Origin of the sequence: Thalassobius vesicularis (assembly GCF_004799325.1) — a bacterium.
In the GTDB taxonomy this organism is placed as follows: domain Bacteria; phylum Pseudomonadota; class Alphaproteobacteria; order Rhodobacterales; family Rhodobacteraceae; genus Thalassobius; species Thalassobius vesicularis.
In genome coordinates, this window is the sequence record NZ_SSMD01000005.1 from 244,397 (window position 1) to 268,388 (window position 23,992).

Consider the following 23,992-nt stretch of genomic DNA (forward strand, 5'->3'; position numbering starts at 1 on the left):
AGAGGCGCTTTTGGCCCTGACACCATTGTGAACCGAGGGGGGTGTGCTAGACATTGGAGGGGGCCGCATCATCCGGGAACCTCTGGGGCCTGCAAACAAGGGGAAGGCGATGGCATCGCGCGTGATTCCGGTCGATCCGTTCGACCTGGTGATATTTGGCGGCACCGGTGATCTGGCGCGGCGCAAGATATTGCCGGCGCTGTTCCGGCGCTTTTGCGCGGGCCAGATGGAGGAAGGGACGCGGATCATCGGGGCGGCACGCTCGCAGATGGACGACGTGGAATACCGGGCCTTCGTGGCCGAGGCGCTGCTGGAGTTCAACAGCGGTCATTCCGGGTGCGAGCCGGGCACGATCAAGCGGTTTCAGAAGACCCTGTCCTATGTCACGCTGGATGCGCGCGGAGAGGAAGGCTGGGACGCGCTGGCCGCCAAGATGCATCCGGGGCGGGTGCGGGCGTTCTATTTCTCGGTCGGGCCCAGCCTGTTCAGCGATCTGGCGCAGCGGTTGCACCAGTACGGGATGGCGGATCACGACGCGCGGATCGTGGTGGAAAAGCCGTTTGGCCGGGATCTGGCGACGGCACAGGCGCTGAACCGCTCGCTGGCCGAGCATTTCGACGAAAGCCAGATCTACCGGATCGACCATTACCTGGGCAAGGAAACCGTTCAGAACCTGATGGCGCTGCGCTTTGGCAATATGCTGTTCGAGCCGCTGTGGAACAGCCGTTACGTCGACCACATCCAGATCACCGTGGCCGAAACCGTGGGGGTTGGCGGACGGGGGGAATACTATGACCGCGCGGGGGCGATGCGGGACATGGTGCAGAACCACCTGATGCAGTTGCTGTGCCTGATTGCGATGGAGCCTCCGGCCAAGTTTGACCCGGACGCGGTACGCGACGAAAAGCTGAAGGTGATCCGCGCGCTGGGCGAGGTGGGGCGCGACGATCTGGTGCGCGGGCAGTACCTGGCCGATCACGAAAAGCCCGGATACCTGGAGCACGTGGAGAACCCGGACTCGATCACCGAAAGCTTTATCGCGATGAAGCTGAACGTGATCAACTGGCGCTGGGCGGGCACGCCGTTCTACCTGCGCACCGGCAAGCGGCTGAGCGACCGGGCGAGCGAGATCGCGGTTGTTTTCAAGGAGGCGCCGCACAACATCTTTACCGAGGATACCGGACGGCACCGGAACATCCTGACGATCCGGTTGCAGCCGAATGAAGGCATCGACCTGGATGTGACCATCAAGGAGCCGGGGCCGGGTGGGATGCGGCTGGTGGACGTGCCGTTGGACATGACCTTTTCCGAGGCGCTGGGCCCGGATGCGGACGACGCGGCGGATGCCTACGAGCGGCTGATCATGGACGTGGTGCGCGGCAACCAGACGCTGTTCATGCGCGGCGACGAGGTGGAGGCCGCCTGGGCCTGGACCGACCCGATCATCGCCAGCTGGGAGGCGCGCGGCGACAAACCGATCCCGTATGCCACCGGCAGTTTCGGCCCAGAAGATGCGCTGGCGCTGCTGCACCGCTCGGGCCGCAAATGGCGGGAGATCCGGGCATGAAGCTGATCGACTACGCCGACCGGGACATGCTGGCGATCGATCTGGCGCAGCAACTGGCAGGGGAACTGACCGCCGCCCTGATGCACGAGGAGCGCGCGACGCTGATCGTGCCGGGGGGGACGACACCGGCGCCGATCTTTGATGCGCTTTGCGCGGCCGATCTGGACTGGGCGCGGGTGGACGTGATGCCCAGTGACGAGCGCTGGGTGCCCGAGGATCACCCCCGCTCGAACGGGCGTCTGATCCGGGAACGCTTGCTGGTGGGGCGGGCGGCTGCTGCGCGGTTCCTGCCGCTTTACGCTACGGCGGACACGCCCGAGCTGGCGCTGGGCCAGCTGGAGCAGGTCATCCGCCCCTATCTGCCCGCCGCGGTCGCCTTGCTGGGGATGGGAGAGGACATGCACACTGCCAGCCTGTTCCCGGATGCTGATGGTCTGGCGCAGGCGCTGGCCGCGGATGCGCCGTCGCTGGTGGCAATTCGTACGGCCGCCCAGCCCGAACCGCGCGTCAGCCTGAGCGCGCGGGCGCTGCGCGGGTCTTTGTCGCTGCATCTGGTGATCACCGGGCAGGCCAAACGCGACGCGCTGAGCGTGGCGCGCAATCAACCGCCCGAGCGCGCGCCGGTCGCCACCATTCTGGAAAACGCCGAAATCCATTGGGCTGCCTGATCTGCGGCGGCTGCCCCCGGTCTGGCCAACCTTGCAACACTCAAACCGAGAAAAGCCAACCGGGGGGTGCCGTCCGCAAGAGCTTCGGGCGTGTGCGCCTTCTGTGTAGGCAACTTTCAAGCTAGGTGATTCATGTGTCGGGTGCTGCGACGATTTTGCTGTGACGTTACGTCACATTCGGGATGTCGAATTCCGGCGACGCCAGAGTGAAGCCCTCGAACTGAAACCCGGGAGAGACGGTGCAACCGACCAGCGTCCAGTCTCCGGTCGTTTGGGCGGATTGCCAGTGGTGCGGCGGCACGATGATCTGCGGCTGCTGCCCTGCGAGCAGGTCGGGGCCCAGCAAATGCTGCTGCGCGGGGCCTTGGGCGGTTTCCGACAGCGACAGGATCAGCGGGGCACCGGCGTAGAAGTGCCAGATCTCGGCGGCGTCCACGCTGTGCCAGTGGCTGCGTTCGGCTTGCCGGAGCAGGAAGTAGATGCAGGTGCCGGCGGGGCGGCCGCTGGCGGGGTCCTGCACCCAGGTCTGGCGGTAATGGCCGCCCTCGGGGTGGGGGATCAGGTTCAGAAGGTCGATGATCTGGTCGGCGGTCATGGGGATCTTGGGGCATTACGGGTTATAGGAGGGGATGCCGATGCCTATCCGTTTCCCACCGCAGAGGTCAAAACCATAGTGCTGCGCCAGTTGCGATCCGGTCAGGTAGTAATACCCCGTCAGGGTAAAGCGCGCCTCGCGCAGGTACCAGGACCGTAGGCCCGGCGGGTAGTGGCTGGCGATGATCTGCGACCAATACTCGAACTGAGCCGGCGGCAGTTGCGCCCCGAAATCCGAGGGGCCGTGAAACCCGAACACGGTCTTGGGATGGATGCACAGGTTTGTCAGGGCCAACAACATCGTGCAGGAGGACAGACAATGTTGGCCCAGGATCGCCACGGTTTTTCCCGACTTGCTGAGGATGGCGATCTGGCGCTGACGGTCCGAGACCTTGCCGCCGTGATCGTCGCCGATCTGGACGCGGCCTGAGGTGGCGGCGGTGCCGCTCAGGGGCGTGGTGGCGAGGACCACGAACACCGCCAGGGCGCGGCAGCAGAGGGGGAACAAACGGCGCGTTTTCGGCCTACTTTCCTCAAAGGTGAGTAAATGGTTGATATTTCAATCATAGCACGATCACTTTCTTCTGCCAACCCTTGGCTTGAAGGGGCCGGTGTGGCCCCTTCGCGCCGTTCAACTGGCGGCTTTGCCGACCAGCAGGCCCGCGCCCTTTTCCGAGACAAACCCAAAGGCGTTGCCCAGAACCAGCGAGACGACGATCATGACCGCCGCCATCACGACGGCGCCCAGATCCCCCAGCGCCACGCCGGACAGCAGGCAGAACGCGGCGGTCGAGGCGTAGCCATAAACAGCGGCGGGGATCGTGGACAGCAGCGGCAGATGCGCGCCAAGGACCAGCACGACGACCGACACGCCGACGATCCCCGAGGTCACGACGACCGAGCCGCCGACCGTGGCGACCATGAACAGCGCGATGGCGGCGACGGCAGCGCCCCAGGCGTGGTTGACGGCGGATTTGGCGAAGCCTGCGGTGCCGCCTCCGGTGTGGTAAAAGCTGCCCCAGCCGATGAACAGGGCCCAGACCGCCAGGCCATAGGGCGTGCCAAGGCACAGCCAGGTTGCGACGGCGGCCAGAACGCCGATCGAGATCGCGAGCGCGTTGATGAGATTCATGCTTGGTTTCCTCCCTAAAGCAGATGCGGCCGGCCGGATTGCAGATGGCGGCGGGTCCGCGGCCATAGCTTATCGGGGGGAGTTGCTGGCCGGTTATGGGACGTTGGTTTATACGACCACAAGGGGGTCGACTTTTGGCGCGTTCTTGTAAGGCGCTGATATTGAACGGGTATATTGTCGATTGCGCCCGTCCTGCCGGGATTTTCCGGGGGCGGGCGCCGCAGCTAAATGGTCGTACGACCCTGCCGAAATGCCTAGCAGGCGGGGATGCCCAGGGCGATCAGTTGCGCGCCGGTCAGGTTGTAATAGCCCTTCTCGATGTGGCGGGCGGTCTTCATATACCAGCGCGCCAGATCGGCCGGATAGTAGGAGGCGATGACCTTGGACCAGTACTCGAACTGTTTGGAGCCAAGCGGGCGGCCGTGGTTCGAGGGGCCGTGAAACCCGAAACTCGTGGTCGGGTAAACGCAGACATCCGGCGCGCCCAGATACATGGTGCACGAGGACAGGCAAACGCGGCCCCGGATCTCGACCCGGCCACCGGCGGCGGCGATTTTCTGGATCTCGGCCTTGCGTTGCGACACGACGCCGCCGCGGTCGTTCATCACGATATGCAGGGGTTTTTGCCGTGCATGCAGCAGGTCAGGCAAAGCCAAAAGAAACACAACGAAAAGCACAGTAACAATCGGTTCAATCGCGCAGTAGATCCATCTGCGTAAACGGGACGGCTGTGACGCCTCTTCGTAGATTTTCTCCATTGTCTCCCTTCCGATGCCCCCACCGGATTGCTCGCTTTCTGCGTGTGCAGATGAGAGATCAACGCAAGATTGATCAAATTGTTCCCGCTGACGTTGAAATTTTTTCGCCCCGACGGGTCATTTTTGGGCAAATCGTTGAGTCCAAACGAAAACGGCCCGCCGATTGGCGGGCCGTCTGCATCCGAAAAAGCCGGATTATTTCAGGATCGAGCGGCCTGCATACTCGGCGGTCTCGCCCAGCAGTTCCTCGATGCGGATCAGCTGGTTGTACTTGGCAAGACGGTCCGAACGCGCCAACGAGCCGGTCTTGATCTGGCCGCAGTTGGTGGCGACGGCCAGGTCGGCGATGGTGGCGTCTTCGGTTTCGCCCGAGCGGTGCGACATCACGTTGGTGTAGCGCGCGCGGTGGGCCATATCGACGGCCTTCAGGGTTTCGGTCAGCGAACCGATCTGGTTGACCTTCACCAGCATCGAGTTGGCGACGCCCTGCTTGATGCCATCGGCCAGACGGGCGGGGTTGGTCACGAACAGGTCGTCACCGACCAGCTGCACCTTGTCGCCGATCTTGTCGGTCAGGATTTTCCAGCCTTCCCAGTCGTCTTCGCTCATGCCGTCTTCGATCGAGATGATCGGGTAGTCGGCGCACAGCTGGGCCAGATACTCGGCGTTTTCTGCAGAGGTCAGCGACTTGCCTTCGCCAACCATCTCGTATTTGCCGTTCTTGTAGTACTCGGTCGAGGCGCAATCGAGGGCCAGGTAGATGTCCTCGCCGGGCTTGTAGCCGGCTTTCTCGATCGAGGCCAGGATCAGATCCAGCGCGGCGCGGGTGGATTCGATATTGGGGGCAAAGCCGCCTTCGTCACCCAGACCGGTGGACAGGCCCGCGGCGGTCAGCTCTTTCTTCAGGGTGTGGAACACCTCAGAGCCCATGCGGACGGCGTCACGGATGTTCGTGGCCGAGACGGGCATGATCATGAATTCCTGGATGTCGATGGGGTTGTCGGCGTGTTCGCCACCGTTGATGATGTTCATCATCGGAACCGGCAGGACGCGGGCCGAGGTGCCGCCGACATAGCGGAACAGGGGCTGGGCGGTGAAATCGGCGGCTGCCTTGGCGCAGGCCAGCGACACGCCCAGAATGGCGTTCGCGCCCAGACGGGATTTGTTGGGGGTGCCGTCCAGCTCGATCATGGCCATGTCGATGGCGACCTGCTCGGTCACGTCAAAGCCAACCAGCGCCTCGGCGATCTCGCCGTTGACGGCGGCGACGGCTTCCAGCACGCCCTTGCCCATGTAGCGCGACTTGTCGCCGTCACGCTTTTCCACGGCCTCGTGGGCACCGGTCGACGCACCCGAGGGCACAGCGGCGCGGCCCATGGTGCCGTCTTCGAGGATCACGTCCACCTCGACGGTGGGGTTGCCGCGGGAATCCAGGATCTCGCGGGCGTGGATGTCGATAATGGTGCTCATTGGGTCGCTTCCCTTGTGAAATAGGTATTTGAGCGGGCTTTTAGAGGCACAAGGCCCAAGTGAAAAGGGGGCGGCGCGGACGTTTGCGTTAACGGGGGTGAATTGCCGCGTTTCAGGCGCTGGCGGCGGGGGCCGCGCGGGCCAGAAGGCGGCGTTCGCGCAAGTAAGTGTACAGCCCCGAAGCGATGATGATGGCCGAGCCGAGATAGGTCATCAGGTCGGGGCGTTCGGAAAACACCAGCATCCCGAGGATCATCGAGAAGATCAGACGCGTGTAGCGGAACGGCGTGATGGCCGAGGCGTCGCCGGTGCGGGTGGCGATGACGATGGCGTAATAGCCCGAGACGCCAAAGACCAGCGCGCCGAAGATCTGGCCCAGATGCGGCAGCGACAGCGCGGCGGGCGGCGTGACTTGCGTCAACATCATCAGCGGGCCGACCACGGCAAGCGAGGCAAAGCCGTGGAAGCTGACCACGTAGGAGGACATGTCGGCGGGCAGGCGGCGCGAGATCAGGTCGCGCGTGGCGATGGCGGCGACCGCGCCCAGGATCATCAGCATCGCCGGGTCAAACCCCGCCATGCCGGGGCGGATGATCATCAGAACGCCGGCGAAACCGACCAGAATGGCGCTCCACCGCCGCCAGCCGACTTGTTCACCCAGAAACAGCGCGGCCCCCAGCGTGATGGCCAGCGGGGTGGCCTGGAACACGGCGGCGACCGTGGACATGGCGACCAGCGACAGCGAGGTGATGAAGAAGAACGCCGCGAACCCCTCGGCCACGGTGCGGATCAGCAGGGCGCGGTTGCGGAACAGCGGCGCGATCAGCGTCTCGCCGCGCGATTTGGCGACGGCGGCGAACACCAGCGCGCCGCCCGCGCCCAGCAGGAACATCACCTGTCCGGTCGGCAGGCTTTGGGTCATGGCCTTGACGAACATGTCCTCGGTCGCAAAAGCGGCCATGGACAGGATGACCAGAAGGATCCCGCGGATGTTGTTCATGTGATGTGTTCCCGTTCGCTCTGATCCCGCCATACGGGGGCGCAGGGCAAAGGGCAAGGATCGTCAGACGAGACCCAGCTCTGCGTCGCTTGCATGGGTGGTCCACTTGTCGCGCGGGGGCATGGGGCGGCCGGGCCAGTCGGGCTCGAACACGAAGGACGAGCGCGCGCGGCCCGGCAGCAGCGCGCCATTCCCGGCCCCCAGCGCGTAGTCGTAGTAAAGCTTGACGATCTCGTCATGGCTGACCTGCTGGGCGGCGGGGTGGGCCAGACAGGCGTCGTGCCATTGCTTGACGCGGGCAAAGTCGGGCGTGTCGGGGATCTGGAAGCCCTCGTAATAGTCCAGGAACCAGAAGCGCATGAACATCGGGGTATAGACCGCCTCGGCCAGCCCGAACGTGTCGAACAGGAAGGGGCCGTAGGGCGCGTGATGGGCGAGGAAGTCGTTCAGCTGTTTGTAGGTGCCCAGCATTTTCTGTTCGAAATCAGGGCGTTTTGCGCGGTCCTGGTTCATAACGAACATGTAGCCGGCACCGACGAATGGCCCTTCGAGTGCGATCAGCTGGTTTTCCACGGCCCGTTCGTAGGGATCGGTGCGCGCGACGGGTGGGGTGGGAAAGCGGTCCTCGATATAGCGCAGGATCACGAGGGATTCCTTGATGATCCGGCCTTGTTCATCCTCGAGCACCGGCAGCGCAGTGGTGCCGCGGGTCTTGCGCAGCAGCTCGGGGTCGCGGGGTTTGGTGATGTCGACGGTGCGGAATTCGACCGCATCGGTCAGGCCCTTGAGGGCCAGCAGGATTTCCACGCGCTGGGAAAATGGGCAAACGGGAATATGATAAATGATCGGCTTCATGGGGTCCTCCTGCGGCAAGGGTAGCGCGCAGGGGGGCGAGGTCTAGCGTTTCTTGATCGGCACACCGTAGAGTTCAAGCCGGTGGCCTTTCAGCGTGTAGCCCAGCTTGGCGGCGATCTTTTCCTGCAGGGCTTCGATCTCGGGGTCGCAGAATTCGATGACCTGGCCGGTGTTCATGTCGATCAGGTGGTCGTGGTGGTCGCGCTCGGCGTCCTCGTATCGGGCGCGGCCGTCGCCGAATTCCAGCTTGTCCAGAATGCCCGATTCCTCGAACAGTTTCACGGTGCGGTAGACGGTCGCCAGCGAGATCGCGGAATCGCGGGCCGAGGCGCGGTTGTACAGTTCCTCGACGTCGGGGTGGTCTTCGGACTCCTCCAGCACGGCTGCGATGATGCGGCGTTGGCCGGTCATGCGCAGGCCGATGGCCTCGCAGCGGGACGTGATGGTCTGGGACATGGGCAACCTTTTTTGCGCCCTGTTCTAAGGCCAAGCCGACCCCGTTTCCAGACCGATTGCACCGCGTCGGCGGGGATTTTCCTTGACTTCTGCGCCGCAGCATCCCATTTGGGCGCTAACAGGTGTCCTTTGCCGCGTGAGCAGGGGGCGATTGCCGGCATCCAGCCGCGCCCGGGACACCCGACAGACGTTTTCCCAATATCACGCGTGGGATCGACCGGACGGCGGCATTCAGGCACGAGGCCTGTCGGCAGAGACCCCCGGGCAACCACGACACGGGCGCAGAGGCGTCCGCAATCGGCTTTGCATATTGCAAGGCCAGAGGAACCGATTTTGAACCAATTCGAGATGATGGGCCTTGCGCCCAAACTGGCCGCGCGCATCGAAACGCTGGGCCTGACCGAACCCACCCCGATCCAGAGCCGCGCCATCCCGCTGGCGCTGGAAGGCCATGACGTGATGGGCCTGGCCCAGACCGGTACCGGCAAGACGGCCGCCTTTGGCCTGCCGCTGGTCGAGCTGCTGTCGGGTCAGGGCAAACCCGCCCCCAAGGCCGTGCGCGGCCTGGTGCTGGCCCCCACGCGCGAACTGGCCAAGCAGATCGCCGATACGCTGGCCGAATTCGTGCAGGGCATGCCGATGAAGGTGGCGCTGGTCGTCGGCGGCGCCTCGCTGAACGCGCAGGCCAAGCGGCTGGAGCGCGGCGTTGACATTCTGGTGGCCACTCCGGGCCGCCTGATCGACCTGCTGGATCGCGGCGCGCTGAGCCTGAAGGAAACCAAGTTCCTGGTGCTGGACGAGGCCGACCAGATGCTGGACCTGGGCTTTATCCACGCGCTGCGCAAGATCGCCGGGATGCTGCCCTCGGAACGCCAGACCATGCTGTTCTCGGCCACGATGCCGAAGCTGATGGCAGAAATCGCGGAAAGCTATCTGACCAACCCGCGCCGGGTGCAGGTGAATCCCCCGGGCAAGGCGGCCGACAAGATCGACCAGTCGATCCACTTCATCGCCAAGGCCGAGAAAACCAACCTGCTGATCGAGCTGCTGGACGCGCACCGCGACGAACTGGCGGTGGTCTTCGGGCGCACCAAGCACGGCATGGACCGTCTGGCGCGTCAGTTGGAAAAGGCGGGTTATGCCGTCGCCGCCGTGCATGGCAACAAGAGCCAGGGCCAGCGGGAACGGGCGATCTCGGCGTTCAAGTCGGGTGAGGCGCGCGTTCTGGTGGCCACCGATGTGGCGGCGCGCGGTCTGGATATTCCGGACGTGAAGCACGTCTACAACTACGAGCTGCCCAACGTGCCGGAAAACTACGTGCACCGCATCGGTCGGACCGCGCGTGCGGGTCGTGACGGCAAGGCGATCGCGCTGTGCGCGCCGGACGAGATGGACCAGCTGAAGGACATCCAGAAGGTCATGAAGCTGACGATCCCCGTCGCCTCGGGCCGCCCGTGGGAGGCAATGCCGGGCCAGCCCAAGCAACAACAGGGCCGTCCGCAGGGTAAACCCGGGCAGGGCCGTCGCGGTGGTCAGGGTCAGGGACATGGCCAGGGTCATGGGCAGGGCAACAAGCCCGGTGCCCGCGCGGATGCAGGCGCCCCCGGTGGCAAGCCGTTCCGCCGCCGCAAGGGGCCCTCGCAGAAACGCTCGGCCCGTAACGCGGCCTGAGACAGCAAAGCGGCACCAATCTGGTGCCGCTTTTTTTATGGGGTCAGACCAGTTCGGGTTCGCGGCCCACTTTGGCGGCCAGTTTGCCGACGCTCAGCCCCTGCACGATGATCGAGAACACCACCACGATATAGGTCGCGGTCAGGATCACCGGCTTCCATTCGCTGTCGGGCAGGGACAGGGCCAGCGCGACCGAGATGCCGCCCTTCAGCCCGCCCCAGGTCATGATCGGGATCACGCCGGGGCCGAATTTGCGCGGCCCGCCCAGCAGGTAGATCGGGATCGCGACGGCGGCCAGTCGCGCCAGCAAAGCCAGCGCGATGGCGAGTGCGCCAGCAACCAGCAGATCGGCCGAGAAGGCGACGGCGAAGACCTCGAACCCGATCAGCAGGAACAGGACGGCGTTGAGGATCTCGTCGATCAGTTTCCAGAAGGCGTCGACGTATTTACGGGTTTCCTCGGACATGCCGTGTTTGGCGCCGATGTCGCCGATCAGCAGGCCCGCGCAGACGGCCATGATCGGGGCCGAGACGTGCAGCCAGACGGCCAGTTCGTAGCCGCCAAAGGCCAGGCCGAGGGTCAGCAGCACCTCGAGCGAATAGTCGTCGATCAGGCGCATGATTCGGAAAACCAACCAGCCCAGCACGATGCCCAGGATCGCGCCGCCCGCGGCCTCTTGCAGGAACAGCATGGTGGCGAATTCGACCTCAGAGCCCGCCTCGGCCCCGTGCCCGCCGGATGTGGCCGGAAAGGCCATCGCGACCAGCACAAGGTAGACGACGTAGCCGACGCCATCGTTGAACAGGGATTCCCCGGCGATCTTGGTCTCCAGCGACTTGCGCAGGCTGGCTTCGCGCAGAACGCCCATCACGGCGACCGGATCGGTGGGGGAAATCAACGCGCCAAAGACGAGCGCCACGGCCAGCGGCATGCCGGTGATCCAGCTGAAACCCGCGCCGACCACGGCGGTGGAAAGCGCGACACCCAGCGTTGCCATCAGCACCACGACGCGCCATTGCGCGCGCAGGTCGGCCAGCTTGACGTGCAGAGAGCCCGCGAACAGCAACAGGCCCAGCATCCCTTCGAGCAGCGCGTCCGAGAAGTCGATGCCCAGGATCACGTTGCGGGCGGTCTGGGCCATGTGCAGGCCCGGCAGGAACAGGTCCAGCACCAGCACGGCGACCGAGGCCAGCAGCGAAACGACCAGAATGCCGATGGCCGAGGGCAGTTTCAAAAACAGGTAGTTGATGGCACCGAACGCCCCGGCCAGCACGATCAGAAGCGAGGTGATTTGCAGCAATGTCATTGGATCAAAATTCCTTGTGTCTCGTCAGGGCTAGCACGGAATGCGCAGGCGGTGAAGCCGCTCAGGCATGGGTGATGCGGGCCCAGACGGGCAGGTGATCGCTGGCCACGCGGGCGGGTTGGGCCAGATGTACGCCGGTGGCCAGAACGCGCAGATCGGGCGTGGTGGCAAAGCGGTCCAGTCGCCCCACCGGGCGCAGTGCGGGGTAAGAGGGATGCGCGGGCGCGAAATCCAGCCCATGCGCTGCGTGATCCATCGGCGCGACCGAGCCCCATTCGTTCAGATCGCCCGCCAGGATCGCGGGCATCGGTGGCAGCGCAGCCAGGTGGCGGGCGATGGCCGAGACCTGAAGGATGCGCCAGCGCCGGACCAGCCCCAGATGCGTGCCGATCACCCGCACAGGGCCAAGCGGAGTCAGCAGATCGGCGCGGATGGCGCCGCGCGGCTCCAACCCCGGCAGGTCAAGATGGGCGGTGGTCAGAACGGCAATCTCGGGGCGCACCAGCATGGCGTTGCCGTGCCATCCAAGTGATCCGCCGGGCTGGCCGAAGGGCAGGATGCGCCAGCCGTCAGCCTCGACCATATCGTGCGGCAAGGCGGCGGGACGGGGCGGCAGGCGTTTGTCGGCCTCTTGCAACGTCACCACCTGGGCCCCAAGTGCGTTGATGACAGACAAGCTGCGGTCGGGGCGTCGCCGCAAATCCATGCCGACGCATTTCTGGAGGTTGTAGCTTGCAATCGTCAGCAAAGATGCGGTCATCTGAAAGCAACAGCATGGTCACAGGGAAAAGTCACGGCATGTTCGCCGAACAGACATGGCTGGCAAGGGCGATCTGGGGCGCGCTGCTGCTTTTGGCGGCGGGGGCCTTGGCGACGGCGAATTGGTCGCTGGCCTTTGTCTGCGTGGTGACGCTGGCGCTGTCGCTGGCGCCGCTGTGGCTGGCGCGGTGGGCCGCAGTCCGGGTGCCGCCCAGTTTCGTGACGCTGATCGTGCTGTTCGTGGCAGGGACGTTGTTCCTGGGCGAAGCCTTTGATTTCTATAACAGGTTTTGGTGGTGGGACATCGCCTTGCACGGCGGCAGCGCGATCGGCTTCGGGCTGATCGGCTTCGTGCTAGTGTTCATCATGTTCCAGGGCGACAGGTTCGCGGCACCGCCCATCGCTGTGGCGTTCTTCGCCTTCTGCTTTGCGCTGGCTGTCGGCGCGATGTGGGAGGTGTTCGAGTTCGGCATGGACCAGATCTTTGGCCTGAACATGCAGAAATCGGGGCTGCTGGACACGATGGGCGATCTGATCGTCGACACGCTGGGGGCGTTCATCGGGGCCGCGTCGGGCTATCTGTACCTGAAGGGGCAGGCGATGGGCGGGCCGATGGGGATGATCGACGAGTTCGTGCATCGCAACCCGCACTTGTTCCGTCGCTTCAAAAAATAGTTCGCCCCCGTACGATCCGCATTGACGCCGCCGGATTTCCCGCCTCTGTTGGCCGGCATGGAGCGCAAGGACAAAATCGACACATTCGGAGCGGTCTCGCTGGTCGCCTTCGGAATCGTGCTGGCGGTCAACCAGGTCGTGGTGAAGCTGGGCAACGGCGGCTTTCAGCCGGTGTTCATGGCCGGGCTACGCTCGGTCGGGGCGGTGATCGTGCTGATCGCGTGGATGCGGTTGCGGGGCATTCCGTTCGATTTCCGCAAGGGGACGCTGGGGCCGGGGTTGCTGCTGGGGGCGCTGTTCGCGCAAGAGTTCGTGGCGCTGTTCTGGGCGCTGGATCATACCAGCGTGTCCCATGCCTCGCTGCTGTTTTACACGATGCCGGTGATCCTTTCGATCGCGGCGCATTTCCTGTTGCCGGGCGAGAGGCTGACGTCGCTGCGCGTTCTGGGTCTGGTGCTGGCGATGGGGGGCGTGGCGCTGGTTCTGGGTGGGCATCGCGGCGGGCAGGCGACGCTGGCGGGCGATTTGGCGGCACTGTCAGGGGCGTTCGGATGGGCCGGGATCGCGCTGGTGCTGCGGCTGAGCCGATTGTCCACGGTGCGCCCCGAGATGCAGCTGTTCTGGCAATTGTCCGTCTCGGCGGTGATCCTGCTGGCGGTTTCCCCGATGTTCGGGCCGTTCCTGCGTGATCCGGGAATGTGGCATTTCATGGGGTTGGCCTACCAGATCCTGGCCGTGGCGAGCTTTGGGTTCCTGTTCTGGGTGTTCCTGATCAGCATCTACCCGGCCTCGGGCGTGGCCAGTTTCGCCTTTCTGACCCCGGTGCTGAGCGTGACCCTGGGCTGGTTGCTGCTGGGCGAAGAGATGGGCTGGAACGTGATCGGCGCGATGGTGCTGGTGGCGCTGGGGATCGTGTTGATCAATCGCAAGAAGCGCCCGGCATGACGCCTTTGGGGGCGACGGATTTGAGTATTTTCATCAGAAAGAAGCCAGGGGCGGTTTTGCGCTTCAGGTGCCGCAGAAGGTTTGGGTGACGGCCTCGGAAGGCAGGGGCGGGCGCGTCAGGTCTTCGGCCTCGGGCTGGTCGTCGTAGGGGCGGGATAGCACGGCGTTGAGGCGGTGGAAGGGGGCGTAATCGCCGGCCTCGGCGGCCTGGATCATCTGCTCGACCCGGTGGTTGCGCGGGATGAAAGCCGGGTTGGTGGCGCACATCAGGCGGTGCGGGTCGGGTTCGGTAGCTAGGCGCGCGCGCCATTGGGGTTCCCAGCTGTCGAAGGCGGCGGGGTCGGTGAACTGATCGCGCGCGGCGGCGCCGGTGGCGAGCTTGCGGAAGGTGTTGGTGAAATCGGCCTGTTGCTGCGTCATGGTGTTGAGCAGGGCGTTGAGCAGGGCCTCGTCGGCTGCGGTGGCATTCGCCAAGCCGATCTTGCGGCCGAACGCGGCGATCCATTCGGATTTCAGCTGGTCGGCCATGCCGTGGATCGCGGTGGTGAAGCGTTTGATCGCCTCGTCCGAATTGGGCATCAGCGGGACCAGTGCTGTGGCCAGTTGTGCCATGTTCCAGGCCAGGACATTTGCTTGGTTATCATAGGCATAGCGCCCGTGCTGGTCGATCGAGGAATAGACCGTGACGGGGTGGTAGGTATCCATGTAGGCGGCGGGGCCGTAGTCGATCGTCTCGCCCGAGATTGAGGTGTTGTCGGTGTTCATCACGCCGTGGATGAAGCCGATGGACAGCCATTGCACGACCAGCTTGATCTGCCGATTGATCACGGATTGCAGGAAATCCAGCGGGGTTTCCGCCTGCGGGTAATGGCGGGTGCGGGCGTATTCGAACAGGGTTTGCAGCCCGTCCAGGTCCTGACGGGCGGCGAAATACTGGAAGGTGCCGACGCGCAGGTGGCTGGAGGCGACGCGGGTCAGGATCGCGCCGGGCAGGCCGCGTTCGCGCTGGATGCGCTCTCCGGTACTGACGGCGGCGAGGGCGCGGGTGGTGGGGATGCCGAGGGCGTACATCGCCTCGGACATCACGTATTCGCGCAGGACGGGGCCCAGCCAGGCGCGCCCGTCGCCACGGCGGCTGAACGGCGTCGGGCCGGAGCCTTTGAGCTGGATGTCGCGGCGGTGGCCGTGGCGGTCGATCACCTCGCCCAGCAGGATCGCGCGGCCGTCGCCCAGCTGGGGCGAGAAGCCGCCGAACTGGTGCCCGGCATAGGCCTGTGCCAGCGGGGCGGCGCCCTGCGGGATGGTGTTGCCCGCAAAGACCTGCGCCATCTCCTCAGTGCTGCCGGGGGTGATGCCAAGCTCTGCTGCCAGCGGTGTGTTGAAGGCGATCAGCTGGGGCGCGGCGACCGGGGTCGGCAGCACGCGCGCGTAAAACCGCGGGGGCAGGGTGGCGAAGCTGTTGTCGAAAGCTAAGGTCAGGGTCATGAGGGGCAAATATGACGGGCGGCCCTGAAAGCAAGGCAGGGCAGGGCGAAAGAGGCGTTACAGCGGCAGGGTCATCAGTAGCCGGCCGGGGCGGTCCTGAAACCGGGCGCGGGCCAGAAAGGCGCGGGTGCGGGTGTCGTCCTGCGCGACCTCGCCGGTCAGGGCGGTCAGACCGGCAGCGGCCAGCGCCTTGGGCAGCGCGCTCAGCACCTCTTGCCCGATGCCGCGCCCCCTCACGCCGGGGCGGATGAACAGCTGATCCACGGTGCCGACCAACCCGCCCGCATCCACGGACCAGCCAAAGCCGATCACGATATGGCCGATGGGCGCGCGTTGCGGGCCGATCAGATAGGCTACACCATGCGGCGAGCCTTCTAGAAGCGGAGTCAGTGCGGCGGCGATGCCTTGCGGGTCAGGGGCCAACCCACGCTCGGCCCGGTCGGCAGCGATCAGGGCAAGTAGGCGTTCGGCATCCTCGGGGCGGGCCAGATGGAGCGCGGTCACAACCGGGCCAGCCTTTCGGTCAGCAGGGCAAAGAAGCCGTCAGCGTCGATGTCGCCCATGAACAGCGCGTTCGGTTCACGCCCCGAGACGCGCCACCAGTCGGCGACAGTCATGCCCATGGTCAGCTCGGACTGGGTCTCGATCTCGACATTGACATGGCGGCCTTGAAACAGGTCGGGGCGGATCAGATAGGCCGTGACACAGGGATCATGCAGCGGCGCACCCAGCCCGCCGTATTTCTCCTTGTCGAAGCGCTCGAAGAAATCGGTCATCTGCGCGACCGCTTCGCCAACCCGATTGCCAAGCGCGCGGAACGCGTCGTTGCGTTCGCGCGTGACCAGCGCCTTGTGGGTGACATCCAGCGGCATCACCACGATCCGCACACCCGAGCGGAACACGATCCGCGCCGCCTGCGGGTCAACGTAAATGTTGAACTCGGCGGTTGGGGTAATGTTTCCCACCTCGAAATAGGCCCCGCCCATCAGCACGATCTCGCGCACGCGGGTAACGATGTCAGGGGCCTTCTCAAAGGCCATGGCGATGTTGGTCAGCGGCCCCAGCGGACACAGCGTAACCGAACCTACAGGTTCTGCCCGCAACGTGTCGATGATGAAATCGACCGCGTGCTGCGCCTGCAACGGCATCTGCGGGTCCGGCAACACCGGCCCGTCCAGCCCGGTCTTGCCGTGCACATGCTCGGCCGTCACCAGATCACGCCCCAGCGGCCGGTCGCACCCGGCGAACACCTTGATATCCGGCCGCCCGGCCAGCTCGCACACCTTGCGCGCGTTCAGCTGCGTCAGGGGCAGCGGCACATTGCCCGCCACCGCGGTGATCCCCAGAACCTCGATTTCTTCGGGGCTGGCCAGCGCCAGCAGGATCGCGATGGCGTCGTCCTGCCCGGGATCGGTGTCGATGATGATGCGGTGCTTGGTCATGTGGCCTCCTGTCGCCGCCAGACCCTGCCCATTTGCCGGGGCAAAGTCCATGCCCCCTGCCTTCTTCTTTTTCCAAATATCCCGGGGGGTGAATGGCCGCAGGCCAGAGGGGGGCTGGCCCCCCTTTGCCCCGCAGCCAAACCGCCAAAACGACAGGGGCGGCCCTGCGTGGACCGCCCCAAACCTCAACTCTTTCCGATCAAATCAGCCGTCGAAATCGACGGTCTCGATCAGCTTGACTGCAGCCGGACGCAGCTTTGCCAGCTCCATCAGGTTGACGCTGTCAGCGGTAAAGCTGCCCCAGCTTTTCACCAGCGCCGCCGGTTCGGTGCCCGGAGCGATCGGGTATTCGTGGTTGGCTTCTGCATAGATCTTCTGCGCCTCGGGCGAGGACAGGAATTCCATCAGCTTCAGGGCGTTGTCCTTGTTGGGGGCGTATTTCGTCATCGCCACGCCCGAGATGTTGACGTGTGCGCCGTCGCCCTCGAACACCGGGAAGACGATGTTCACGCTGTCGGCCCATTCTTTCTGTTCGGGGTCTTCCAGCATCTCGCCCATGTAGTAGGTGTTGCCGATGGCGATGTCGCATTCGCCCGCCCAGATCGCCTTGACCTGGCCACGGTCGTTGCCTTGGGGTTTGCGCGCCAGGTTGGCTTTCAGCCCTTCCAGCCAAGCCTTGGTGGCCTCTTCGCCGTGGTGGTGCAGGTAGGCGGCGGTCAGCGCCACGTTGTAGGCGTGCATGCCCGAGCGGGTACAGATGCGGCCCTTCCACTTCGGATCGGCGAGGTCTTCGTAGGTTGTCACCTCTTCGGGCTTCACACGGTCCTTGCTGGCATAGACGATGCGCGCCCGAGTGGTCAGGCCCCACCATTGGCCGTCGGGATCATGGAAGGCGGCGGGCACGTTGGCGGCCAGCACGTCCGAGTGCACCGGCTGGGTCAGCCCGGCCTCGACCACGGCCGACAGGCGCGAGATGTCGACCGTCAGCACCAGATCGGCGGGGCTGCGTTTGCCCTCGGCCTGCAGGCGCTCGACCATGCCTTTTTCCAGGTAGGCGACGTTCACGGTGATGCCGGTTTCGGCGGTGAAGGCATCCGTCAGCGGCTTCAGCAGGTCCGGCTGGCGGTACGAATACAGGTTCACATCCTTGGCCAGCGCGGGCAGCGCGGTCATCGTCAGAGCGGCGGCGGCCAGGGCGGATTTGGGCAGAGCGAACATGGGGGTCCCTTTCGACTAGTGCGGTTTCGCTGTGGCGGTTTAATCTGACAAAATTACTCAGGTCAATACCTGATTAATTGCATCAACTTTTATTTTGACCTGCGCGATGCTCCAGCTTTACCGCATCCCACAGCGCGTCCATCTCGGCTAGATCCGAGTCTTCGGGGCGTTTGCCCATCTCGGCCAGCTTCGCCTCAACACCTTGGAAACGCTTGATGAATTTGGCGTTTGCAGCACGCAGGGCGGCCTCGGGTTCGATGTTCAGGTGGCGGCCCAGATTGGCCATAACGAACAGCAGGTCACCGAATTCTTCCTCGATCTCGGCCTGGGTCAGGGTGTCGCGGGCCTCTTTTAACTCGGCGGCTTCCTCGGCGATCTTGTCGATGACGTGGTCGATGGCGGGCCAGTCAAAGCCTACCCGTGCCGCGCGTTTTTGCAGCTTGTAGGCGCGCAACAGGGCCGGCAGGCCCACCGCGACCCCGTCCAGAGTGCCCTTTTGCGCCTTTCCAGCCCGTTCCTGCGCCTTGATCGCTTCCCAGTCCTGGGTCTGTTGCTCGGCCGACTTGTCGCGGGATTCGTCGCCGAACACATGCGGGTGACGAGCGACCATCTTGTCGGACATGGTGTCGGCCACCTGATCAAAGGTGAACAGCCCGCGTTCGTCCGCCATCTGGGCGTGAAACACCGACTGGAACAGCAGATCGCCCAGCTCGCCCTTCAGCTCGTCCCAGGCCTCGCGCTCGATCGCGTCGGCCACTTCGTAGGCTTCCTCGATCGTGTAGGGCGCGATGGTCGAGAAGTCCTGTTCGATGTCCCAGGGGCAGCCGGTCTGCGGATCACGCAGCGCGCGCATGATCGCCAGAAGGCGCGGCATCCCGCCGTTGGGGTCATGGATCAGGTCGTGATCGGGCATTGCAGCGGCTCCGTGTTTGGGATTGAGTGGGAGACTGACGCTTCGGCCCAAAGGAGTCCACCCATGCCCGTCATCAATCGCATCGCCGGCCTGTCCGAAGAGATGACCGCCTGGCGTCGGCACCTGCACCAGCACCCCGAACTGGGCTTTGACTGCTTTGAAACGGCGGCCTTTGTCGAGGAACGCCTGCGCGAATTCGGCGTGGACGAAATCCATACCGGTATCGCCAAAACCGGCATCGTTGCGCTGATCAATGGCCGCGAAAACGGGCCGACGGTGGGCCTGCGCGCCGACATGGACGCGCTGCCGATTCTGGAGGAGACGGGGGCCGAATATGCCTCGGAAAACAAGGGAGTGATGCATGCCTGCGGGCATGACGGGCACACGACGATGCTGCTGGGGGCCGCGAAATACCTGGCCGAAACGCGCAATTTCGCGGGCCGCGTGGCGCTGATTTTCCAACCGGCCGAGGAAAACGGCGGCGGTGGCGGCGTGATGGTCGAAGAGGGCATCATGGACCGCTTCGACATCGCGCAGGTCTATGCACTGCACAACGCGCCGGGGTTCCACGAGGGCGAGTTTTTCACGACGCCCGGGCCGATCATGGCCGCGGTGGATACGTTCCACATCCATATCAAGGGCGTCGGCGGACACGGTGCGATGCCGCATGAAAGCCGCGATCCGGTGGTGGCGGCAGTAGGGATTGTGCAGGCGATCCAGACGATCTCCAGCCGGAACCACTATGCGCTGGACGATCTGGTGATCTCGGTCACGCAGATCCACACCGGCAGCGCCGAAAACATCATACCCGAGACCGCCTATATCAACGGCACGGTGCGGACCTTTGACCCCGAGGTGCAGAAAATGGTGCGCCGCCGAATGAAAGAGATCGTCGCGGGCATGGCCCCGGCCTATGGCGTCAAGGTCGATCTGAATTACGAGGTCTGGTATCCGGCCACGGTGAACGACCCGGCCAAAACCGCCTTCGCAGCCGATGTGGCGCGCGAGGTGGCAGGGGCCGAAAACGTGGTCGACGATTACAGCCGCGAAATGGGGGCCGAGGATTTCTCGTACATGCTGAACGCGCGACCGGGGGCCTATCTGTTCCTGGGGGCGGGGCCGGGGGCGGGGCTGCACCAGCCGGGCTTCAACTTCAACGACCGGATCTCGCCGATCGGGGCGTCGTTCTTTGCGCGGGTGGTCGAGACGGCACTGCCGTTGTGAGGGCGATTGCCCGTCCGTGATCGGCGGGCTCGTCAGGGAAAGGAAAAAACATGGCACTGGAAGACGCGAAAAAGCAGATCGACATGGCGTTCACGCGCAGGGATCTGCGGGGGCTGAGCTATGAGAACGCCTTTGCGGGCGCGACCTCGTTCCTGCGGCGCAAGTATACCAAGGATTTGACGGGCGTTGATCTGGCGGTGACAGGTGTGCCGTTCGATCAGGCGGTGACGAACCGGACCGGCACCCGGATGGGACCGCGTGCGATCCGCGAGGCCAGCACGCTGCAACCCTATGACCCGCCCTATGGCTGGGGGTTTGACCCGCTGGGCGAGTTTGCAGTGATTGATTACGGCGATCTGGCCTTTGATTACGCCAATGTCAGCGGGACGCCGGGCGCGATCCAAGAGCATTTCCGGACCCTGTTGGCGGGCGGCGTGGGGACGGTGACGCTGGGCGGCGATCACTTCATCACCCTGCCGATCCTGAAAGCCTATGCCGAGAAATACGGCCCGCTGAGCGTGATCCAGTTCGACGCGCATTCGGACCTGTGGGCCGATGACGACATGGAGCGGATCGACCACGGCACCTTCATGTACAAGGCGGTGAAACTGGGGCTGGTGGATCCGAAACGCTCGGTCCAGATCGGCATCCGGACGGAGTGCGACGACTATTGCGGGATGAACTTCATCGACGCGCGGACGGTGCACGAGGTGGGGCCGGCCGAAGTGGCGCGGCGGGCACGCGAGATCGTTGGGGATCATCAGACGTACCTGACCTTCGACATCGACGCGCTGGACCCGGCCTTTGCGCCGGGTACGGGCACGCCGGTCTGGGGTGGGCTGAGCAGCGGTCAGGCGGCGATCATCCTGCGCGATCTTGCGGGGATCAATCTGGTCGGTGGGGATATCGTCGAGGTTTCGCCGCCCTATGACACCACCGGGGCCACCGCGATTGCAGGCGCGCATGTGGCGATGGAGCTGATCTGCCTTTGGGGCTGGACGCGGCGGAACGCTTGAACCCGACGGTTGGGGGACGCAAAATTCTTGCAAAGAATTTTGTCCGGAAAATTTGAAATTTTCCGGGCCTCCGGCGGGAGTATTTCCCGTCAGAAAGAAGGGTAGGACGTATGAAATGGTTGGGGCTGGTTCTTGCGGCTTTGGTCGGGGTGGCGATCTGGGTGCGTGTGGCGCCGAGTGAGCCGTCGCGTTGGCATGTGCCTGTCAGTGGCGAGGGGGATGCCGCGTTCAAGGCCGGGGTGCGGCGCGTGATTGCGGGCGATGCCGCGGTGATGGCGCGGCTGGATGCGATCATTCGGGCCACGGCGCGGACGCGGGTGTTGGCGGGCTCGGTTGCCGAGGGACGGATCACCTATGTGACGCGCTCGGCCCTGTGGGGGTTTCCTGATTACACCACGGTGGAGTTGCGCGACGGTCAGATCGCGATCCTGGGGCGGTTGCGGTTCGGGCGCTCAGATCTGGGGGTCAACAAGGCCCGTGTCGACGGGTGGCTGAAGGCTTTGGCGCAGGGATGAGCTGAGGCAGCCTTGGGCCACTTCGCGCCACATCGGCACGTTCAGTGACATCTGGCATTGCGCCATGAACATGCGGCCGTCGACTTGCAGGCAGATCGTCTCGCCCAGTTCGATCCGTTTGCCCTGGCTGTCGGTGCAATAGCAATCCACCGTCTTGCCGCCGATATTGGCGTCGGACAGGGCGGGCGTGGCCGCAAGGATCAGGATCAGGCTAAGGCGCATGGGGAGATGCTATCACAAGCGCGGGGCTTGACCAAATACAGTCGATCAGCCAAGGAACCGGTCATGATTTCGCTCGACAGGCTAGCCCAGATCACCCAACGCTTCCAATTCCTTGAGGCCAAGATGGCCGAGGGGGGCGGGGATATTGCTGCCCTCGGGCGCGAATATTCCGAGTTGCGTCCGGTAGTCGACCAGATCGACGCCTATCGCCAATTGCTGGACGACATGGCCGAGGCCGAGGCGATGCTGCGCGACCCCGAGATGCGGGCGCTGGCCGAGGAAGAGCTGCCGGTGTTGAAGGCGCGTCTGCCGCAGGCCGAGAAGGCGCTGCAACTGGCGCTGCTGCCCAAGGATGCCGCTGATGCGCGTCCGGCGATGATCGAGATCCGCCCAGGCACGGGGGGCGACGAGGCGGCGCTGTTCGCGGGCGATTTGCTGCGGATGTACCAGCGCTATGCCGAGGCGCGCGGCTGGTCGTTCCAGATCCTTGAGATGCAGCACACCGAGTTGGGCGGGATCAAGGAAGTCACCGCCCATGTGAAGGGCGAGGGCGTCTTTGCCCGGCTGAAATTCGAGAGCGGCGTGCACCGGGTGCAGCGTGTGCCCGAGACGGAAAGCGGTGGGCGCATCCACACTTCGGCGGCCACAGTGGCTGTGCTGCCCGAGGCGGAGGACGTGGATATCCAGATTGACGCCAATGATCTGCGGATCGACACGATGCGCAGCTCGGGTGCCGGTGGGCAGCACGTGAACACCACCGACTCGGCGGTGCGGATCACGCACATTCCGTCGGGGATCGTCGTCACCAGTTCCGAGAAATCGCAGCACCAGAACCGCGCTATTGCGATGCAGGTGCTGAAAACGCGGCTTTACGATATGGAGCGGCAGCGGATCGATTCCGAACGGGCGGCCAATCGCAAGTCGCAGGTCGGCAGCGGGGATCGCAGCGAGCGCATCCGCACCTACAACTTTCCGCAGGGGCGGATGACGGATCACCGGATCAACCTGACGCTTTATAAGCTGGACCAGATCCTGCAGGGCGATCTGGACGAGGTGATCGACGCGCTGATCGCCGATCATCAGGCCGCGCTGCTGGCCGAGATGGACGGATGAAGCCGCGGGTGTCCGAGACGCTCCGCTTTGGTGCGGCGAGGTTGGCCGAGGCCGGGATCGACGCGGGCGATGCGCGGCACTTGCTGGCCTTTGCCTTGGGCGTGTCGCGTGACCGGCTGGTCCTGATGGGGGGCGACGCGATGCCCTCTGAGGCTGCCGCGCGGTTCGACGAAGCACTGACCCGGCGCATCGCGCACGAACCTGTGTCAAAGATCGTCGGGACGCGCGCCTTTTGGGGGCGCGAGTTCCGCGTGACCCCCGATGTGCTGGACCCGCGTCCCGAAACCGAGACCCTGATCGCCGAGGCTTTGGCTGGCCCTGCGCCTACGCGGTTTCTGGACCTGGGCACCGGATCGGGCTGTATTGCGCTGACCTTGCTGGCGGAATGGCCGCAGGCCCGCGGCGTTGCCTGCGATCTGAGCGCCGCCGCGCTGAACGTTGCCGCCGAAAATGCTCGCTCCTTGGGAGTGGAGGGGCAGGTCGATCTGCGCCGTTCGGACTGGTTCGGCGCGGTTGACGGAGTGTTCGACCTGATCGTCTCGAACCCGCCCTACATCACCGCGCAGGAAATGACAGAGCTGTCGCCCGAGGTTCTGGGCCACGACCCCCACATGGCCCTGACCCCCGGCGGTGACGGGCTGGAGCCGTACCGCGTGATTGCGCGCGACGGGGCGGCCTATCTGGCCCCCGAGGGCCGTGTACTGGTCGAGATCGGCTGGAAACAGGGTCCGGACGTGGCCGCGCTATTCGCGCAGAACGGCTGGCGCGAGATCAGGGTTCTGCCCGACCTCGACGGCCGTGATCGGGTGGTAGCGGCAATACGCGGCTGATTTGCAACGGCACACGGCAATTTTTTGCAAAACCCGTGTGAAATCACCGTGATTCCACTTGTCATCACAGGCTTTTACGCATTAGTCAGGTTGTGTCGATGCGGTGGATGCCTGAGTGCGGTCCCGCTTGACGCCAAGCCAACATCGTTGTGGTCCGG

26 protein-coding genes are annotated in these 23,992 nt (G+C 64.6%); 10 read left to right on the plus strand and 16 right to left on the minus strand.

Annotation, left to right across the window (positions count from 1 at the left end; genetic code table 11):
- Window positions 1-109 precede the first annotated feature (109 nt).
- Together zwf and pgl are read left to right on the plus strand one after the other, a co-directional pair.
- The gene (zwf, locus tag E7681_RS12205) at window positions 110-1,567 is read left to right on the plus strand and encodes a glucose-6-phosphate dehydrogenase (protein ID WP_136339580.1); all 1,458 of its coding nucleotides are present in this window, start codon (window positions 110-112) and stop codon (window positions 1,565-1,567) included.
- Window positions 1,564-2,235 (plus strand): 6-phosphogluconolactonase, encoded by a 672-nt coding sequence (gene pgl, locus E7681_RS12210; protein WP_136339581.1) that lies wholly within the window; start codon window positions 1,564-1,566, stop codon window positions 2,233-2,235. The genes zwf and pgl overlap by 4 nt, the downstream gene beginning before the upstream one ends.
- 166 nt (window positions 2,236-2,401) lie before the next feature.
- Here the strand turns inward: pgl and E7681_RS12215 are convergent, their stop codons facing one another.
- The 8 genes from E7681_RS12215 to E7681_RS12250 all read right to left on the minus strand — a co-directional run bounded on the left by E7681_RS12215 (window position 2,402) and on the right by E7681_RS12250 (window position 8,500).
- Window positions 2,402-2,830 carry a cupin domain-containing protein gene (locus tag E7681_RS12215; protein ID WP_136339582.1) on the minus strand — a complete coding sequence of 143 codons (429 nt, stop codon included), beginning with the start codon at window positions 2,828-2,830 and terminating at the stop codon, window positions 2,402-2,404.
- Window positions 2,831-2,845: 15 nt separating this feature from the next.
- A complete protein-coding gene (locus E7681_RS12220; RefSeq protein WP_136339583.1) occupies window positions 2,846-3,337 on the minus strand; it encodes a hypothetical protein in 492 nt (163 codons plus the stop codon).
- A 123-nt stretch (window positions 3,338-3,460) separates the two neighbouring features.
- The gene (locus E7681_RS12225) at window positions 3,461-3,961 is read right to left on the minus strand and encodes a DUF1097 domain-containing protein (RefSeq protein ID WP_136339584.1); all 501 of its coding nucleotides are present in this window, start codon (window positions 3,959-3,961) and stop codon (window positions 3,461-3,463) included.
- A gap of 254 nt (window positions 3,962-4,215) precedes the next feature.
- The gene (locus tag E7681_RS12230; protein ID WP_211089796.1) at window positions 4,216-4,566 is read right to left on the minus strand and encodes a hypothetical protein; all 351 of its coding nucleotides are present in this window, start codon (window positions 4,564-4,566) and stop codon (window positions 4,216-4,218) included.
- Window positions 4,567-4,914: 348 nt separating this feature from the next.
- Window positions 4,915-6,189 (minus strand): phosphopyruvate hydratase, encoded by a 1,275-nt coding sequence (gene eno, locus E7681_RS12235; RefSeq protein WP_136339586.1) that lies wholly within the window; start codon window positions 6,187-6,189, stop codon window positions 4,915-4,917.
- Between the two features lie 112 nt (window positions 6,190-6,301).
- A complete protein-coding gene (locus tag E7681_RS12240) occupies window positions 6,302-7,189 on the minus strand; it encodes a DMT family transporter (RefSeq protein WP_136339587.1) in 888 nt (295 codons plus the stop codon).
- Window positions 7,190-7,252: 63 nt separating this feature from the next.
- Window positions 7,253-8,044, minus strand: a complete 792-nt coding sequence (locus tag E7681_RS12245; RefSeq protein WP_136339588.1) for a glutathione S-transferase family protein — start codon at window positions 8,042-8,044, stop codon at window positions 7,253-7,255.
- A 42-nt stretch (window positions 8,045-8,086) separates the two neighbouring features.
- Window positions 8,087-8,500: a Fur family transcriptional regulator gene (locus tag E7681_RS12250; protein WP_136339589.1), complete on the minus strand. Its 414-nt coding sequence runs from the start codon at window positions 8,498-8,500 to the stop codon at window positions 8,087-8,089.
- Between the two features lie 333 nt (window positions 8,501-8,833).
- Between E7681_RS12250 and E7681_RS12255 the strand changes: the two genes are divergently transcribed.
- Window positions 8,834-10,171, plus strand: coding sequence for a DEAD/DEAH box helicase (locus tag E7681_RS12255; protein ID WP_246032469.1), 1,338 nt, complete (start codon window positions 8,834-8,836; stop codon window positions 10,169-10,171).
- 43 nt (window positions 10,172-10,214) lie between these two features.
- Here the strand turns inward: E7681_RS12255 and E7681_RS12260 are convergent, their stop codons facing one another.
- Together E7681_RS12260 and E7681_RS12265 are read right to left on the minus strand one after the other, a co-directional pair.
- Window positions 10,215-11,477 (minus strand): cation:proton antiporter, encoded by a 1,263-nt coding sequence (locus E7681_RS12260; protein ID WP_136339590.1) that lies wholly within the window; start codon window positions 11,475-11,477, stop codon window positions 10,215-10,217.
- 61 nt (window positions 11,478-11,538) lie between these two features.
- Complete coding sequence (locus E7681_RS12265) at window positions 11,539-12,237, minus strand: endonuclease/exonuclease/phosphatase family protein (RefSeq protein WP_136339591.1); 699 nt, start codon at window positions 12,235-12,237, stop codon at window positions 11,539-11,541.
- A gap of 14 nt (window positions 12,238-12,251) precedes the next feature.
- Here E7681_RS12265 and E7681_RS12270 point away from each other — a divergent pair, with 14 nt between their 5' ends.
- Both E7681_RS12270 and E7681_RS12275 read left to right on the plus strand, forming a co-directional pair.
- Window positions 12,252-12,911, plus strand: a complete 660-nt coding sequence (locus tag E7681_RS12270) for a DUF2238 domain-containing protein (protein WP_246032470.1) — start codon at window positions 12,252-12,254, stop codon at window positions 12,909-12,911.
- Between the two features lie 57 nt (window positions 12,912-12,968).
- On the plus strand, window positions 12,969-13,856 hold the full coding sequence (locus tag E7681_RS12275; RefSeq protein WP_136339593.1) for a DMT family transporter: 888 nt from the start codon (window positions 12,969-12,971) through the stop codon (window positions 13,854-13,856).
- A gap of 63 nt (window positions 13,857-13,919) precedes the next feature.
- Here the strand turns inward: E7681_RS12275 and E7681_RS12280 are convergent, their stop codons facing one another.
- The 5 genes from E7681_RS12280 to mazG all read right to left on the minus strand — a co-directional run bounded on the left by E7681_RS12280 (window position 13,920) and on the right by mazG (window position 18,914).
- Entirely contained in the window at window positions 13,920-15,341 is a 1,422-nt protein-coding gene (locus E7681_RS12280) for a protein adenylyltransferase SelO (protein WP_136339594.1), read from the minus strand.
- A 57-nt stretch (window positions 15,342-15,398) separates the two neighbouring features.
- Entirely contained in the window at window positions 15,399-15,845 is a 447-nt protein-coding gene (locus tag E7681_RS12285; RefSeq protein ID WP_136339595.1) for a GNAT family N-acetyltransferase, read from the minus strand.
- Window positions 15,842-16,783: a nucleoside hydrolase gene (locus E7681_RS12290; RefSeq protein WP_136339596.1), complete on the minus strand. Its 942-nt coding sequence runs from the start codon at window positions 16,781-16,783 to the stop codon at window positions 15,842-15,844. The genes E7681_RS12285 and E7681_RS12290 overlap by 4 nt, the downstream gene beginning before the upstream one ends.
- A 204-nt stretch (window positions 16,784-16,987) precedes the next feature.
- Window positions 16,988-18,001 carry a Fe(3+) ABC transporter substrate-binding protein gene (locus E7681_RS12295; protein WP_136339597.1) on the minus strand — a complete coding sequence of 338 codons (1,014 nt, stop codon included), beginning with the start codon at window positions 17,999-18,001 and terminating at the stop codon, window positions 16,988-16,990.
- Window positions 18,002-18,083: 82 nt separating this feature from the next.
- Window positions 18,084-18,914 (minus strand): nucleoside triphosphate pyrophosphohydrolase, encoded by an 831-nt coding sequence (gene mazG / locus E7681_RS12300; protein WP_136339598.1) that lies wholly within the window; start codon window positions 18,912-18,914, stop codon window positions 18,084-18,086.
- 63 nt (window positions 18,915-18,977) lie between these two features.
- On the opposite strand from mazG, the gene E7681_RS12305 reads away from it, so the two are divergent.
- The 3 genes from E7681_RS12305 to E7681_RS12315 all read left to right on the plus strand — a co-directional run bounded on the left by E7681_RS12305 (window position 18,978) and on the right by E7681_RS12315 (window position 21,669).
- On the plus strand, window positions 18,978-20,138 hold the full coding sequence (locus E7681_RS12305) for a M20 aminoacylase family protein (protein WP_136339599.1): 1,161 nt from the start codon (window positions 18,978-18,980) through the stop codon (window positions 20,136-20,138).
- A 50-nt stretch (window positions 20,139-20,188) separates the two neighbouring features.
- On the plus strand, window positions 20,189-21,154 hold the full coding sequence (gene speB, locus E7681_RS12310) for an agmatinase (protein ID WP_136339600.1): 966 nt from the start codon (window positions 20,189-20,191) through the stop codon (window positions 21,152-21,154).
- A 110-nt stretch (window positions 21,155-21,264) separates the two neighbouring features.
- A complete protein-coding gene (locus E7681_RS12315) occupies window positions 21,265-21,669 on the plus strand; it encodes a DUF1499 domain-containing protein (RefSeq protein WP_136339601.1) in 405 nt (134 codons plus the stop codon).
- On the opposite strand, the gene E7681_RS12320 is transcribed toward E7681_RS12315, so the two are convergent.
- Window positions 21,607-21,891, minus strand: a complete 285-nt coding sequence (locus tag E7681_RS12320) for a hypothetical protein (RefSeq protein ID WP_136339602.1) — start codon at window positions 21,889-21,891, stop codon at window positions 21,607-21,609. The genes E7681_RS12315 and E7681_RS12320 overlap by 63 nt on opposite strands.
- A gap of 63 nt (window positions 21,892-21,954) precedes the next feature.
- On the opposite strand from E7681_RS12320, the gene prfA reads away from it, so the two are divergent.
- Window positions 21,955-23,004, plus strand: a complete 1,050-nt coding sequence (gene prfA / locus E7681_RS12325; protein WP_136339603.1) for a peptide chain release factor 1 — start codon at window positions 21,955-21,957, stop codon at window positions 23,002-23,004.
- A complete protein-coding gene (prmC, locus tag E7681_RS12330) occupies window positions 23,001-23,834 on the plus strand; it encodes a peptide chain release factor N(5)-glutamine methyltransferase (protein WP_136339604.1) in 834 nt (277 codons plus the stop codon). Before prfA ends, prmC begins: the two co-directional genes overlap by 4 nt.
- Window positions 23,835-23,992 lie beyond the last annotated feature (158 nt).